The sequence below is a fragment of the Polynucleobacter sp. JS-JIR-II-b4 genome (assembly GCF_018687815.1).
Lineage (GTDB): Bacteria > Pseudomonadota > Gammaproteobacteria > Burkholderiales > Burkholderiaceae > Polynucleobacter.
On sequence record NZ_CP061306.1, the window covers coordinates 1,518,719 to 1,532,811 of the forward strand.

Genomic DNA, 14,093 nt, shown 5'->3' on the forward strand with positions numbered 1-14,093 from the left:
ATTATTTATATTTTAAATTTGAGTAAATCTTCTAGTTTTAGGGTGTATTGACAGCTAGCTATTGCATCAGGAACATTGGCTGCCGTTAATTTAGGAAAATCTTCCACAACCTGATATCTAGTGACGGCATTTAGCGAGAAGTAAAACTTATCGTAATAGTCATGGCGAACATACCCAGACTCTAAAAGCGTTGATCTAAATATCATTAAGGCTGCTGGATCTGAATAGATTAGATTTTCAATCTTAGTCACATACTCATTTAGATTGAATGCTTGACTATCGCCAAGACCGACCTTAATTAATTCAATTACTACAAGTGTTATTGGAAGACTTGAGCTTAACTGGTCTAATGAGGCAATTGAAATAGTCTCACCATTTACTCTTATCGTTTTTATTTCATAAGAGTGATCTGAGAATATAAAGTCCTGGTCTGCGCCTTGAGGTCCTACCCAAGCATTCAAGGGGATATTGATCTCATGCCCACTTTTTATAATTTCTTCTTGTAGGAAAATTAATTCGCCTAACAGTCCCTGAATTTGAAATTCAGCTAGTAACCCGTTACCCCCTGCTTGAAAAAGCTTCTCCCAAGACTTGAGCCTTTTTTCAATAAGCAATATGAGCGCAAATTCGGCATCACACTGAGTAGCTGCATCAATTAAATTCTCACATAAAACTTCAAATACATTGAAAAGCTTTGCGTCAAGCAGCCGAAGAACCATAAACCATGATTTATCTGGCCGTTCAATGGTTAAGTAATCAATGGCTCCCGACTTTAAGTTGATACTTGGAGGGCGACTAACAACATTAAAGGCGAGGATGAAATTTTTTGAAGAATCAATTCCAACATAGACTGCAAATTTATTAACTGACTCTATTCTTTTTAGCTGATATTCGTCGCTTCCCAGTTCATTTTTATCTAAAGCATTTATACATTCAGACCAAAGATCTTTAATCTTCATCTTCATCACCATCATCAGTTTCACCAATTAGACCGAGCTGCGCTAGCGCAATGCGATTAAGCTTGTATGGCACATAGTTAACGTTCCCATTCTCTTCATAAATTGGGAAATTTATGCCAAGAGCTACAAAAGGGCCATTCGCCACATCTGAGGCGGCCATTGATTTTGGCTTCTTAGACTTTCCAGCTTTTTCCGACTTAGTTTCCTTGGGGTCCATTGGTGTAATTAAATGAATTGTCAGAAGAGGTCTATGTCTAAAAGCCGTGAATGCTTTTCCTGGAACAGTTACCTTTCCATCATTCTTCGGATCTTGCCTCCACTCTGCCTCGGCTTCTTTTACTGCTTCCGGCAGTAATCCCACCTTCTCATCTTCACTCTCTCCAACCCTTTGTTTGTTCAATTTGTAAAAATTAGAACTGGGGGGAACTATTGAAAATTGTCGCCCCCTTGATTTCACAATCTCAATAGATCCGTCGTCTTTTAGAATTTTGAATTCTTCTAAGAGCTCTCCGGATCCCTGGGGCAAACATACATCCCACTCGGATAGAGATTCCACAGTATTTTCTCTAATAAATTTTATTAGCGGTCGCTCTTCTTCTGCAGTAGTTGCCATGAAAGCGAAGTTCATATTAGAAATTGATATGGTAGATAGGTACATCGCAATCTTAGAGGCGGAAACATCTTCCCAGATGCGTCTTGTGCCACTCATCTTTGATGGCCTACCTAGGGCACTAAGGAATGATTTTGTTTCAGAGATATTCTTCGCTATTTCGCCTTTATTGCTTGGAATAAAAGGCGTCTCAGCTTTATATCCACTAAAAGAAACGGCAATTTCTATTTCCTTGGCGTTTCGCATCTTATTGCGTGCGGTAACAAGGAGGGCGCCTGGATGCGACCTTACTCTCATGCCAAATAATTTTGGAGGCTTTCTATTAACATGCATTCTCTTAATATCGAGACGCAATTCGTCAACCACATCCGCAATATGCTCAAACCATTCCTGAGCATCTTCTGCAGCCCAAACCCTACATAAGTCTTCATACCCAGAGCGATACCCAAACCACCTACCCATTTGAAGTAAGGTGTCGTAGGCTTTTGAGTTTCTATAGAAATAACTTGTAGATAAACCTTCTAACGTAAGCCCTCTTGATAAGGTTAACCCCCCTATCGCAATTACCCTGCGACCAGCTGGATGTTGCGTGTAATTTAACTTTTCCGTTTCTTCGGTCTTTTGGTTAATAGTAACTGTTTTAACGCTAGAAATTGAGCTGTATAAAGCCTTTCGAATTTCATGCCAACTAATACCCGCATCTGCAAAATGCTGCTCCCAAGTCTCATGCAGTTCTTTTAATAAATCATGCCTGCTCCATAAGGCATCTGCTGCTAGGTATTGCTTAATTTCTTCAGTTAACTCGTAGACGTAATTTTTTACAACGCCAGATAGCCTATTCTGAACGTCCGTAAAGCGACTTACATTAATAAGCATAGATCTGTGTTTAAGGGGCTCCTCCCTTAAATCTCTAATCGCACAGGTAATAAAAAAGACTCGTATTGCCTCTTTTAAGGATGGCGGTAGATCGACGACTTCAAAATCTTTTTTATGTTTTTCCGGAATAAATTCTTCCGCATCATCAATAGTTTGAAGTTGATAGTGATGTTCGCCATCCTCTCTAAATATCTTTGCAACGCCAATATAACTATTCGGCGCGTTTAATGAGTAGACAAAATTTTCTGGGAATAAGTCTTCACCGTCCGGCGTAATAAAAACATTAGCAAAAGGGGTGGCAGTATAGGCGCAATAACTTGACTTGCTGAATGATTCTAATAGTTGCCTTATTAATTTATTAATTGTGGCCGGATCTTCATCTTTTTTAGCGTTAACAGACGCGTTATCTGCCTCATCATCAATCATGAGCATTGGAACATCTAAATAACTATTGCCGCTCATTTGAGTCTCTAAAAAACTCTTCAGATTTGAGAGCGCAGTTTTATTTTTCTTCATCACAAGAAGAACTGGCTCTTGAATATTCTTTAAGGGGATGCCACCTAGAGCTTTTTTATTTGAAGTTAAAAAGTCAGAATCGACTGAAGTGAGAACGTTTGGCGTCTTTGATCTAAATCTTCCTGAGCCGATATCGCTACCGCCATTTATACCTTGCAAAATTTCTCTACTGTCTTTTCCTACGAAACCAGAATCTAAGCGAGCTTGGGTTTGCGATCTCAACTCCTCTATGACGCCCGTAAGCAATATGATCACCCGGTAACCAGCATCGGCCGCTTTATTTACTAGACCGCAATAATTTGCAGTTTTGCCAGACTGGACGTCGCCCATAACCAGCCCTTTAATTCGCCATGGGCCCTCTCTTGATGGATTCCCACACTCATTAAGAATATTATTCGTATCCTCATCTAGGACACGAATAACATCTGTATTAAAACCGTTGGTCTTCAGTTCATTAACGTAAGCATCCCAATATTCCCATTTAATGGTTGGCTTAACTTGGTCCAGCCAAGGATCCTGATCTCCACCGTGCAAAGAATAGCCAGGCGTTGACCTCACGCCAAGATTTGATTCAAGTCTTTTCTTAATAGATTTAAGGTGCTCTTCGTTGGCATCTGGGGCAATTCTCTTTAGTTGACCAAGTATCTCTTCTAATAATTCATCAGTTAAGGTTTGGCTACCTAAAAGTCCAATAGCAATTACATAAAGATCCATGGCGGTCATACGTTTAATCCTTTTAATATCTCATCATGCAATTTTGGGTACCGACTTAATGGCTCCATCTTAAGAACTTCTTCCGCAGATAAAACACTAGACTCCAATAAGATTTGGCCTATTCTGATCAATTCATCCACATCAGTATCTAGCTTTGACCGTGCATCATTACAAAGATCTGCATAAATCGCCTCTACTGGAAGCGAACATTCGATAGCAGAAATTAAATCTCTCAAATTACCCATCGATTTCCCATCCAACTGCTCAGATACTCTCTTTACAAGCGGGTGCTCCTCATTGATCTCATACTTAAATAAGCCATGTGCGGGCTCTAGCCGCTCCCACAGTGGAGTAATTTGCTCAACCCCTCTTCTTCGTCCGGGATAAGTTACAGTTTTGCGACTTGTATTCGCAAAATGAGGTATCAATTCCTTTAGGCGATTACGAATTACATCCGGGGGAAATGCTGCGGATTTCTTAATATCTAGTGACCATAATTCATCAAATGAATTTGGTATATCCACTTGTATTCTTGATAGTTTAAAAAACTCTTCCTTTGGGACCAATCGAAACCAAGTACCCCAAATAACAAGTCTTCTACCCCGATAAATATAAAATCCCTGTGAATTTCTTAAGCCGTCTAGACCACCTGTAATAGCAATCTCTTCGGGCGTTAAATGATTTACCGGAGGAAGAATATGAGGGGTAATTGTGACATTGCCTTTTTCGTGGCGTATCACCTGGCCCTCTAGATTTTGCCTATAGCTATTTGCCTTTAAGAAAGGGTCTCGAAATGGCAGCGGCTGCCCGTTCACATCAATTGAAACCTCTTTAAACCCAGACTCCTTTTGAGTAAACCGATGAAAAATTAAGGCCAAATATTCCAATAAACCATGGAACTTAAGTGTCATCTCTTTATCTGCATCTTTAGCGCCTGCGAGTAACTTATCTAGCTCCTCCCAAACGACAAGAGTTCCAGATTCTTGTTTATTAAGCTCTGCAAAAAAGCTAAATTTCTCAATTTCTTGAATGGAGGGAATTGTCACAACCCACTTATTTTTTAACGCTACGATATCTAGATCCCAGCATCGCGCATTAATCTGTCCATCTTTTTTTGATACAACGGTCAACTTTCTGCACTGAGAAAGAGATGCTGTCTTTAGTCCAAGCCCGAAGCGACCTAAATCAGATTTTTCACGAGGATCATTTGGATTTTTTCCATGTCGCATTGCCTCGGTAATTCCAGAGGAACTCATTCCGAGGCCATTATCTAGAATAGCTACAAATGGCTGCGATACCCCATCATAAGCAACGCTAATTTTTGTTGCCTCAGCAGATAGACTGTTATCAATTAAGTCTGCGATCGCAGCCTCAACAGAGTATCCGACTGCCCGCATTGATTCAATAAGTGAAATTGGATCTGGTAATACCTCTAACAATTCCACTTGATTATCTTTGCCGTTCATATTTTTTAATTAATTAAATAAAGCCGTACTAAAATTTATTGATAATTCATTATAGGATGCCATTAATGAATGCCTCTTATAAAGATAATCCCTATCAAGCTCAAAATATGAGCCTTCCATAAAAGATGCTATGGCTATCTTAAGGGGCAATAATGAAGGCTTAAACCGCTTAAAACTTAGTGCAAACTCATATTTAATTGCCTTACTAAGCGGTCTGCTTTCTAAATATCTAGCTATAGACTTATTCAACATAAAGGTATTTGAACTACCCACCTCTCACTTAGCAGGAGGCGGATTTAACTCAAATGCTAGCAAGCCCAATGTATGAGCTTTATTTGCATATTCAATGGCAAGTACAGCTTCATGCTTCCATTCATCATATTTTTTGTATTCTTTTGCTAATACATCCCAAGGTCCAACGGGTACCAATAAATTAGCCACATCCATTCTTGCTAGCCTAGGAACGCCTTGTGACAAAGCCTTAGATGCAATTAATTCCTTGGATAAAGTTGAGTTCAGCCACCAAAATAGTAAATCAGGATTTATTTCATTTTCTTTTGGCTTTTTCTTAAATGTCAGCTTTACAAAGCTTTGATTTGGGGCAATCGGCATACTGGATCTCTCGGCACCCATAAGAGCTACTTTCCCAATTGATCCTCGAATACACAGAATTACATCGCCCTGTTCAAGGGTTGCTTGATTCAACCTATCTCTAGAAGATTCATGAATATATTTTTTAATTCCGCTTTCAATATTTCCAAAAGGTCCTATCTCACTACCGCCAATCTCCACATATTCAATACCGTCCTCAGGTAATGCCGACTGCATATGCTGCACTCTATATATATTTACTAGGTCCGATAAAGGGGCAAATTGCAGATTTGGAAAGATCTCCTGAAATCCTTTTTGCTCTATAAAGCGAGTTGCCTCAAATGAAACTAACTGCTTTGAACGAGACTGATTAGAAATACCATGACTCAATACATCCTCTACGGATCGAATATTTCTACTAGCCTGTGGCATGCCGCCTTCTAATGTGATGGCACTTAAGTTCAACTCATTTCTGCGCATAGGCAATCCAAACCCACGTTCAGCCCGCTGATACAACCTAGCGGGATCACTCTCTACGCCAAAATCAATATCTCTAAAATCAATTTTGACTGACCTTTTCCCTGGCTCAAACTCCAAAATTGAGTAAGCCTCATGAACCGCCCCAATTACCCCCATTGGTAGCTGGATAACCCCCGTCAGCCCCATAGAAACGCAATGCTGAAATATATTTTGTGAGTTGGCTATCCCGCGCCCACCGCTTAAATAAGCATTAGGAACTAAAACAACTACCTTCTTATATCCTGCCTTTAATAGATGATCCAAGCTGTCACTCGCTAAACCACCTTCCAAGGATTCGTAAAAAGGCAGCTCGTTTAATGCAGCATTAACCAATAATGAGTTCGATTTCTGCTCCGCTCTATCAGACGTCGCCCACTCTAATTCCGTTAGCATTCTTTCAAATACGGCAGACCTGTTAAAGGAAAACTCCGCCTCCTTATAGGCAACATTTAATCTTTCAGGAAATTGCCTAGGCCATAAATTCTCTCTGTCTACAACCTCATTCCCTACAAGGCGAATACGGTCGGCATTTTGAATGTTATTGCCGAAGAACAATCCTGCGCCATAGTTACAGTAGATATCCACGCACTCATTTTCGATTCCTGCCAATCGGCCCATGAATATTGATACATCCTTTGGAGTAAAAATTGCTCCATCACGATCAAACCCCTGGCAGATTACCTCTTCAATTACTGAATTCGCTTTTTTAGACTCTCGCAGTTGCACGCCTATCTCAGCAAAAAGTGCGCCAAAGTCAGCATTCATAGTCAGCAGCTCTAAACTCTCAATTGCTTCGCGCGACAAACTATTCTCAGCGTTTGAATCACACGGGGGAACTAAGCGCAATAAAACCTTTAATGCCACTAGTTTTCCTGGCGTACCAGCATCGTTTTCAACATTGAAAAAGCCATGCGTCTTTTCAATGAGCTTAGAGCATGCAAACTGCACCGCCAATACCGATTGAAAGGCACTAACAACATCTTTAGCTGCCTTACTTTTTTGCCAAGTTTTGTCATCTAACCAGCTTGGCAAGGTTGCCTCAGCACGGCCCTTAACGCTCATATCAAAGCGTGCTCGAAAATACTTGTAAATAGCTTCTGAGTTCAATTTCATTACTTCTTAGTCCTAATGGAGATGCGTGCGACTGCTATTGGCATACATGGCTGTTACTAATAAGCCATCCAAAGAGACTACAACTTGGATGGCTCTTTTTTTGCGGTAATACTCTATGTCTTGCTTAGACATCCCAGCACGTTTCATATTATGAAAAGACTTATCCGTGAAGAAGTAGACCTTGCAGTTGTGCTTGTCAAATACGGACTGGCCCATTTCCATAAGGGTTTGAATAACGTCCTCACCAATACCGCGATGCATCCGGTCACTTAAGAAATGGTCGCTATATCGAATGTTTTCATTTTTCATGTGTATGTGCATGATTGTATCCTAGTTAGAATGTTATTAAATATACAACTGGTAAAAAATTTTGCGGCGGCTCGACTTCTCAATCATTCGACCACCACTTACTTCTAAAGCAAAGCCACGGGTCTCATCTCCAAAACCAAAGTCATAAGTCTGGCGTGGGCCACGAGATCTAATTCCTGCATTTTTTGCGTAAACATCTAAATTTTTCAGTTTCATTTTTAGTTCCAATGTTATTAACTATACTACATTTTAAAAAAATGGGCAAATGCCCCTTATTACTCTTTTGGATGGCAACCCATCCAGGACCACTTTCAAGCATTTCGTTACATGTAACGAATCATCTATTCGGTACCGTCCCGAATAGCTACTACTTAGTAGTAACTTTACATCTAATACTGTCAGACAGTACCTAACAATGTTAGGTTTAAACAATTCCGTATCGGTACGGAATATAAATGGACATAAGCTTTACTAACTATCCACGCTAAACATTACGTGACTCTATTACTTTTTAACTCTATTAACACCTGTTAATAAATCAAAACCCATTTTCCACTTAAGGGTAGAAAGCTTTTTAAAAGTTTTGACTACTTTTTTATGTTGGTAAGTTAAATTTTAAAGAGCTGTTGGTAGCTTCTGAAATAATGATGAGTAGTTTTCCAACGATTAAATATATATTACTCCAAATAAATTTGTTTTGTCAAGTTCACTAAAAATATTTTTTATAACAATCATTCATTCCAGTCTCCAGTTGCTTCCATGCCCTCTATATCTTTTGGACATATTGGCGGACCTAGATGAAGATGTTTTTTTAGCATCACCACTTCATATCCGCACTTAGTACATTTAGCGCCAGGACGTTTCGGTGCTTTCTGCATACTTCGTACGGGTAATCTCAATCTACCATGAGGGAAGCTTCCTAACTTTTCGGCGATACGTATTAAATCTTCTCTTAAAGAATCCCCAGCTCCAGCGCTTCTCATCGGGCCTTTGAGGCCTACATCCAAAGCAATCTTTTTAAAGCTATCTCCGTGACCGCTCTCACAATCATCTACAGCATGTACGAGCTCATGAACTAGTGTGTCTAAAAAATCTATTGGTGTTTCTAAATGCGGGGCAATAAATATTTGGTTCATTCCGTCCTCTGAAGATTTGCTAGACCAGCATTGACCCAAGTGCCGCCCCTTGCCACCTGTACTAGGAAATCCAACGGAAACCTTAACAGGAGGAATGGAATATCCCATTCTTTCGAAGATCGGCGTCAAATGATCGACAGCCGCTATTAACCATTGCTCTCTATTTGCTTGGTTCATTTTGATTTACACATGCCCTTCCTAGTGTGTTAGCTTGCTGCGGTTCTCAGCCATTCTCATGAACTCGAGATCCATGGATTTAGACCTCTTAAATTCCCAATCCATAGGAAATGAAATATCACTCTTATCCCACCCACTAATTCTTGCCTCATCATTACTGTCCACCTCATCAAAAGTAGCTGCAATCACTATGTTTTCTTGGTTCCGCAACTGAGGCCTCTTAGACTTCGACCTTGAATTTTGTTTTGAGTTTGAATTCGGGCTTAAGTGAATAAAGTCCAGCCAATAGACTCTAAAACTTGGCCCAAAGACTTGATCTACCAACATTGCATCTGTGTTGTTGGGATTTTCTTCATTAATAAGCATGATCTTGAGACCTCTCTGCACCAAGAATTCAAGATACTTACGGGCGCTTGCATGATTTTCAAAACCAACGCTAAGCAGAACCTCGCTCTCCCAAAGTCTCGATCGATCCTGAAGATCAAAAATAAATTGACCATATCCCCCTTGATAGCGCTCTATAACAGACCCTCTTTTTAATAAAACACAGACGCCCTCTATGAGAACAGGCATGCAATCTCCAAATTTTTTATGTAGATGTTGGTGGGTTTGGTATTACTAAAGTTATGAGATGAGCTTATGCATTCCTAAGCTCATATATCGAGCTAGTCTATTTTTATTTTTTGAATATTTTTAAATAGCTCGTTATTTGAGCTTTAGATTATTTATAACTGTCCCACTCACTAGGAGAAATAAATGACAGCTCAAGTTTCAGAAAGACTGATGTATGGAGGCAAAGAGATCCCCTTGTTTACCAACCCTTTATCGCTCTATTTAAAAAATGCTGAGATCTCATTTAAGTCTCCGCATACAGCTAATTGGCGCGGTTATGTTGGTACCTGGGAAATCTTAGAACACGAGGGTGTTGAACGTCTGTATTTGATAGCCTTATCGGCGCATAAATCCTATGAGGAGATTCTGAGCTTATCCGATGTATTTCCGGGGTATGACAAAGTATTTGCGCATTGGTTTACAGGTGAACTTCGTTGCCCTCAGGGCGCTCAACTGGACTATCGGCATATGGGCTATGGCAGTGTTTATGAATACGATCTTTTAATGGAATTTAAGCAGGGAATATTAATTAATAAACATGCTCGCCATAACGAACTCCCCAAGAAAAAAAATGAGGAAGACTACCCGCTTTTTCTAAGAAGGGGTAAATAATGGGCTCAATTTTGTTGTGGAGACCAGAATCTTGGTCTCATTACCTTCTTATATACATCGTGCCAGGCGTATTAATGGCTGCTTACTTCTTAATAAATGCCTGGAAAGAAAGACCCGGCGAGTTTGCTAAGGGACTCATGAAGGCGGTGGGTAAAGAGGTAAGCTTTGTAGATCAACTTAAAGAGTTTTTAGTCTATTGTTTTGCTACAGCTTGCGTATTACTGGGTTGGCCTGGATTTGTAATTTATTATTTAATACACAAAAAAGATGAGGCGGCTAATCAGGCATGGCAAAAATTACCTGATTTTTATTGCTCTCCAAAGTATTTAATTTCCCAAGTGAATCCAATTGATGTAGAGATTGCTAGCTACGTCATCGACCCACTTAGTGCCGTCCCTGCTTTACCATTTGGCCACCTCAATCATGGTTGGTTAAGATTCCTAGCCGATGCGACTGATGGGGACGACGAGGTTTGGTCTTTTTATATTCCCAAGGGAAGCAGAACTGGCAAATACCAGTCTCAATGCTCCTCAGATATTCGAGGTTACGCCAAAGTGCGCAATAAAAAGATCTTGTCGGAATTTATCATCGAACGTGATTAGCTCATTATTTGGGCTTTTAGTCGGCTCTAATAACAATATTGAACTTTATTTGTTGTGGTCGCAGGGATAAGGTATGAGTGCCCCAAGACCAGAAGAGACAGTCTTTTCATGAAAAAACCATACCAGTTTGTGCGCTCTTTTTATAACCACATCCATGGGGACTCCTTTCAGGGTGCGAGCCAGCGGACAGCCGGGATAGACCGGCTGTTTTACCTTTATTAGTCTTGAATCAAAACCTTGCCTACCAAATCCTCCATAACCATTCCACCCTCTCGGTAGATCGCTATACAACGATTCAGGCGGACGGACTTAGCCAACTCCTCATCATCCTCACATAGGTGAACTTCTTTTTGACAGTCATCACAGAAACTTATCTTTTCATCATCTGTAGCAGTTAACTCACTCCACTGTGCCGTACATTTAAATGCAAATACACAATTGCGTATTGTTAATCCATCATTCATTTTTTACTCCCTTTTTAATATCAATGGTGTCTACTCATAGAAAATTTGGCTACGCATATCTTTTATAAATACCTGATAAAAGTCTTTCCACTTCTGTAGCTCTGCCGGGTGACATACGGCACCAGGTCTTTGCACCTTCAAAATTCTTGTTACTGAGACAACGTTTTTGGATTCTTCATAGGTTGATTCATACTCTATGCCGCCTTTCTTATAACTCGTATTTGGCGGGATTCGCGTTACCTTGGCATTGCTTGGGAAGCCAATCTTGTAGCTTTCCCCTATCCACTTAGTGGCACATGTATATGGCACAGTGAATTTCTCTGGAGGCCTATCATTTGCAATGAGCGCTAGCTCACCGGGCGCGAGGCCTACAGGTATGGCTATAGCTCCTGGGCCAGGCACATTGGCAATAGCATCTAATGTGAACTCAGTATTTGTCGTAAACGGCTCATTTAAGTCATATACGTAACTGGTCGTGATCTTTCCTTCACCAGTCTGCCTAAATTTAGCCAGATCACTTCTGACGAGCTTTTCAGAAAGCGTAGTTTCCGCGCCCTCATATCTATAACGTGCATTTATTTCAGCACTGCCAAAGTACATGGTGTGCGTTTTTCCTTTAATCCGGCCATCCTTCTCTATTTGCATAGTGATACCGGTAAGGATTTTGCTATCTTCCTTTTTTGGCTTCGGCGTATGCCCCACCTTAGCTAACTTAGTTAATAAGGTCGGCTTATCTATCTCGCTTGATGGCAAGGTACCAAATGGCGCCATCTCTGCCGTAGAGTCCAAATAGAGGTCCCAAGCTGGAATATAGGTAATGACATGGTTAAAGGGCCCAATTACTGGATATTTAGGAAGCGTATAGGCAACGCCTGAGTTAATTAAGGCGCTACTTGCATTAATACCTTTTGCTGCCAGTAAGGCTATTAGCAACGCGTTGTGATCCTTGCAGTCGCCATAACGGTTCTTTAGAATACTTGTGGCGTCATGGGGCACGATACCTCCATCCCCAAGGTAAATAGCTACGTAACGGATGTTTCGAGATACCCAGTTATAAAGAGCTCGAGCCTGCTCCTTCTTTAGGTTCAGCATCTTATCTGCAGCCACTTTCTTATCCACGTCTTTAGTAATTTCATCAGCCATCTTCTGGATATCAGGGGTTACTAATGACTTATCTGCAATACGAGCCTCATAGGCTTTAGCAAAGTCTTCTTGGCTAGCAAAGGTTGAGATATAGATGTGAGGGGAGAAATCACTGCTAGCAACCTGAAGCTGCTCTTTCTTTTTCATCTTCAGGTTTTGATAGTTATAGCTCACATGACGCACGCCATCTATTACCTCATCCCTGGCTTGCTTAACGTCTTTGATATCGCTATAGAGCTTTAGATCTTCGGGATAATTTAAGCTGTACTCATAAGACAATACCTCTGCATTCGGAGAAAACGTCAGGCGCGTAAAAAAGTATCCTGGCAATAGAGGCTTAAAGGTTGTGAGCTTGGTTTTGTAATAAGTCTTTGAACCAGGGGTTACCTTTGGAAAGATGATGATCTTGTGCTTCTGGTCTGAGAACATTGCCGCCCCAGCGCTGTTGTCATCCTCCACAGTTCTAATAGCATTGGGTGCTACAGATATCTTCTCGCCCTTAGGGGTAATGGTGTAAGCCTCTAAGACCTCTAGCTTAGATAGCGTTGAGTTGTATGGCAGATCCGCCTGGGACTCTGCATCAACCACCAATTGGGATTTAACTAGCGTAGTTAGTTCGTCAATTTCAACTACAGTGCCATCAGCTTGAATAGTTTCAGTGATTACTGCTCGCTCTACTGCTGAGAGAGATTCCAACTCTCCTCTACCTGCACTAGTGATACCAACATTGGCTAGCAATAAAAATCCTAGAAGAACTGCTCCAAGACTACTGATGGATTGAAGTGCAAATTTCATAGGATCTTTAACGTCTCACATACGACTGTATGTAAGCCTTTCGTTTGTTTACTTCGCCTGTAAAAATAATTCCTGCGCTGTCGTGAACCATGGCTAACGGCTCTTGTAATAGAGTCTTATCTGGAAGATAAGGATTACCCTTTCGATCCCTGAGCCTAAATTTAGGTAATCCTAGGATCCTAGAGGTATCCACATAGACAGCAACCGCTAATGGGGTTGAGAGGGGTACACCTGATTTTCCAGCTGGTGATACCTGGAGCGGCATGAGGGCAATGAATACAAGGGAGCTAATCAAGGGGATCTTTTTTAGTTATTTAGTTTTTTTATTGTGTTGATCCACTAGCTCATTAGGTGAGCTCCATGGTTTTTATTCTGAAATTGTTGTGTTTTCAGATAACTTTTTGGGAGTCACCCATGAAATACCTCATCACCCTATTTTTGATTGCTCAAGTAGTTCTATTGGTGCGGGGCGTATCTGCCCAAGCCATTTATGGCCCAACCGGTAACTATGTTGGATATAGCCAAACATCCCCCAGTGGCGTGACTAATGTCTATAACGCTACCGGCCAAAATGTTCAGTCATTTCAGACTGATAACGGGCAGACTAATTTTTATAACTCTCAAGGCGCGTATCAAGGAACTTCTACAACTCCTGTATATGCAAGTCCTAATACAACGATCAATACTCCACGCCAAGCACCTCAGGCGCCTTCAGTGAAAGGTTGGTAAGAAATGAAACGATTACTTATTGCCGCCTTGTTGGCGAGTTTCATGATCCCTAGTTTTGCAAGGACTGATGGTGGAGGCAAAAAGAGTTATCAAAAATATAACAACCCAAGTGGTCATGAAAATTGCTACTACTGCTGGAAGGACTTAAGT

At 40.8% G+C, this 14,093-nt stretch carries 14 protein-coding genes; 3 read left to right on the forward strand and 11 right to left on the reverse strand.

Features of this window, described 5'->3' with window-relative positions; translation table 11 throughout:
* Nucleotides 1–5 precede the first annotated feature (5 nt).
* The 8 genes from ICV90_RS07635 to ICV90_RS07670 form a co-directional block, all read right to left on the reverse strand.
* Nucleotides 6–959 (reverse strand): PD-(D/E)XK motif protein, encoded by a 954-nt coding sequence (locus ICV90_RS07635; RefSeq protein WP_215358000.1) that lies wholly within the window; start codon nt 957–959, stop codon nt 6–8.
* Nucleotides 949–3,684 carry a Z1 domain-containing protein gene (locus ICV90_RS07640; protein WP_215358002.1) on the reverse strand — a complete coding sequence of 912 codons (2,736 nt, stop codon included), beginning with the start codon at nt 3,682–3,684 and terminating at the stop codon, nt 949–951. The genes ICV90_RS07635 and ICV90_RS07640 overlap by 11 nt, the downstream gene beginning before the upstream one ends.
* The gene (locus ICV90_RS07645; RefSeq protein WP_215358018.1) at nt 3,681–5,141 is read right to left on the reverse strand and encodes an ATP-binding protein; all 1,461 of its coding nucleotides are present in this window, start codon (nt 5,139–5,141) and stop codon (nt 3,681–3,683) included. Before ICV90_RS07645 ends, ICV90_RS07640 begins: the two co-directional genes overlap by 4 nt.
* 276 nt (nt 5,142–5,417) lie before the next feature.
* Entirely contained in the window at nt 5,418–7,364 is a 1,947-nt protein-coding gene (locus ICV90_RS07650) for a hypothetical protein (RefSeq protein ID WP_215358020.1), read from the reverse strand.
* Between the two features lie 12 nt (nt 7,365–7,376).
* Entirely contained in the window at nt 7,377–7,685 is a 309-nt protein-coding gene (locus tag ICV90_RS07655; protein WP_215358028.1) for a hypothetical protein, read from the reverse strand.
* Between the two features lie 24 nt (nt 7,686–7,709).
* Nucleotides 7,710–7,889: a hypothetical protein gene (locus ICV90_RS07660; RefSeq protein WP_215358030.1), complete on the reverse strand. Its 180-nt coding sequence runs from the start codon at nt 7,887–7,889 to the stop codon at nt 7,710–7,712.
* A gap of 515 nt (nt 7,890–8,404) precedes the next feature.
* Nucleotides 8,405–8,986: a SprT-like domain-containing protein gene (locus tag ICV90_RS07665; protein ID WP_215358032.1), complete on the reverse strand. Its 582-nt coding sequence runs from the start codon at nt 8,984–8,986 to the stop codon at nt 8,405–8,407.
* Nucleotides 8,987–9,007: 21 nt separating this feature from the next.
* On the reverse strand, nt 9,008–9,559 hold the full coding sequence (locus ICV90_RS07670) for a hypothetical protein (RefSeq protein ID WP_215358040.1): 552 nt from the start codon (nt 9,557–9,559) through the stop codon (nt 9,008–9,010).
* A 183-nt stretch (nt 9,560–9,742) separates the two neighbouring features.
* Between ICV90_RS07670 and ICV90_RS07675 the strand changes: the two genes are divergently transcribed.
* A complete protein-coding gene (locus tag ICV90_RS07675; RefSeq protein WP_215358056.1) occupies nt 9,743–10,210 on the forward strand; it encodes a hypothetical protein in 468 nt (155 codons plus the stop codon).
* Entirely contained in the window at nt 10,210–10,812 is a 603-nt protein-coding gene (locus tag ICV90_RS07680) for a hypothetical protein (RefSeq protein WP_215358058.1), read from the forward strand. The genes ICV90_RS07675 and ICV90_RS07680 overlap by 1 nt, the downstream gene beginning before the upstream one ends.
* A gap of 218 nt (nt 10,813–11,030) precedes the next feature.
* Here ICV90_RS07680 and ICV90_RS07685 read toward each other — a convergent pair whose 3' ends face one another.
* Genes ICV90_RS07685 through ICV90_RS07695 form a run of 3 tightly spaced genes read right to left on the reverse strand, consistent with a single transcriptional unit; the run spans nt 11,031 to nt 13,509 of the window.
* Nucleotides 11,031–11,276, reverse strand: a complete 246-nt coding sequence (locus ICV90_RS07685; protein WP_215358060.1) for a hypothetical protein — start codon at nt 11,274–11,276, stop codon at nt 11,031–11,033.
* A gap of 30 nt (nt 11,277–11,306) precedes the next feature.
* On the reverse strand, nt 11,307–13,214 hold the full coding sequence (locus ICV90_RS07690) for a DUF3857 and transglutaminase domain-containing protein (RefSeq protein WP_215358062.1): 1,908 nt from the start codon (nt 13,212–13,214) through the stop codon (nt 11,307–11,309).
* 7 nt (nt 13,215–13,221) lie between these two features.
* Complete coding sequence (locus tag ICV90_RS07695) at nt 13,222–13,509, reverse strand: hypothetical protein (RefSeq protein ID WP_215358064.1); 288 nt, start codon at nt 13,507–13,509, stop codon at nt 13,222–13,224.
* 119 nt (nt 13,510–13,628) lie between these two features.
* Here ICV90_RS07695 and ICV90_RS07700 point away from each other — a divergent pair, with 119 nt between their 5' ends.
* Nucleotides 13,629–13,943 carry a hypothetical protein gene (locus ICV90_RS07700; protein WP_215358066.1) on the forward strand — a complete coding sequence of 105 codons (315 nt, stop codon included), beginning with the start codon at nt 13,629–13,631 and terminating at the stop codon, nt 13,941–13,943.
* The last annotated feature ends 150 nt before the right edge of the window (nt 13,944–14,093 follow it).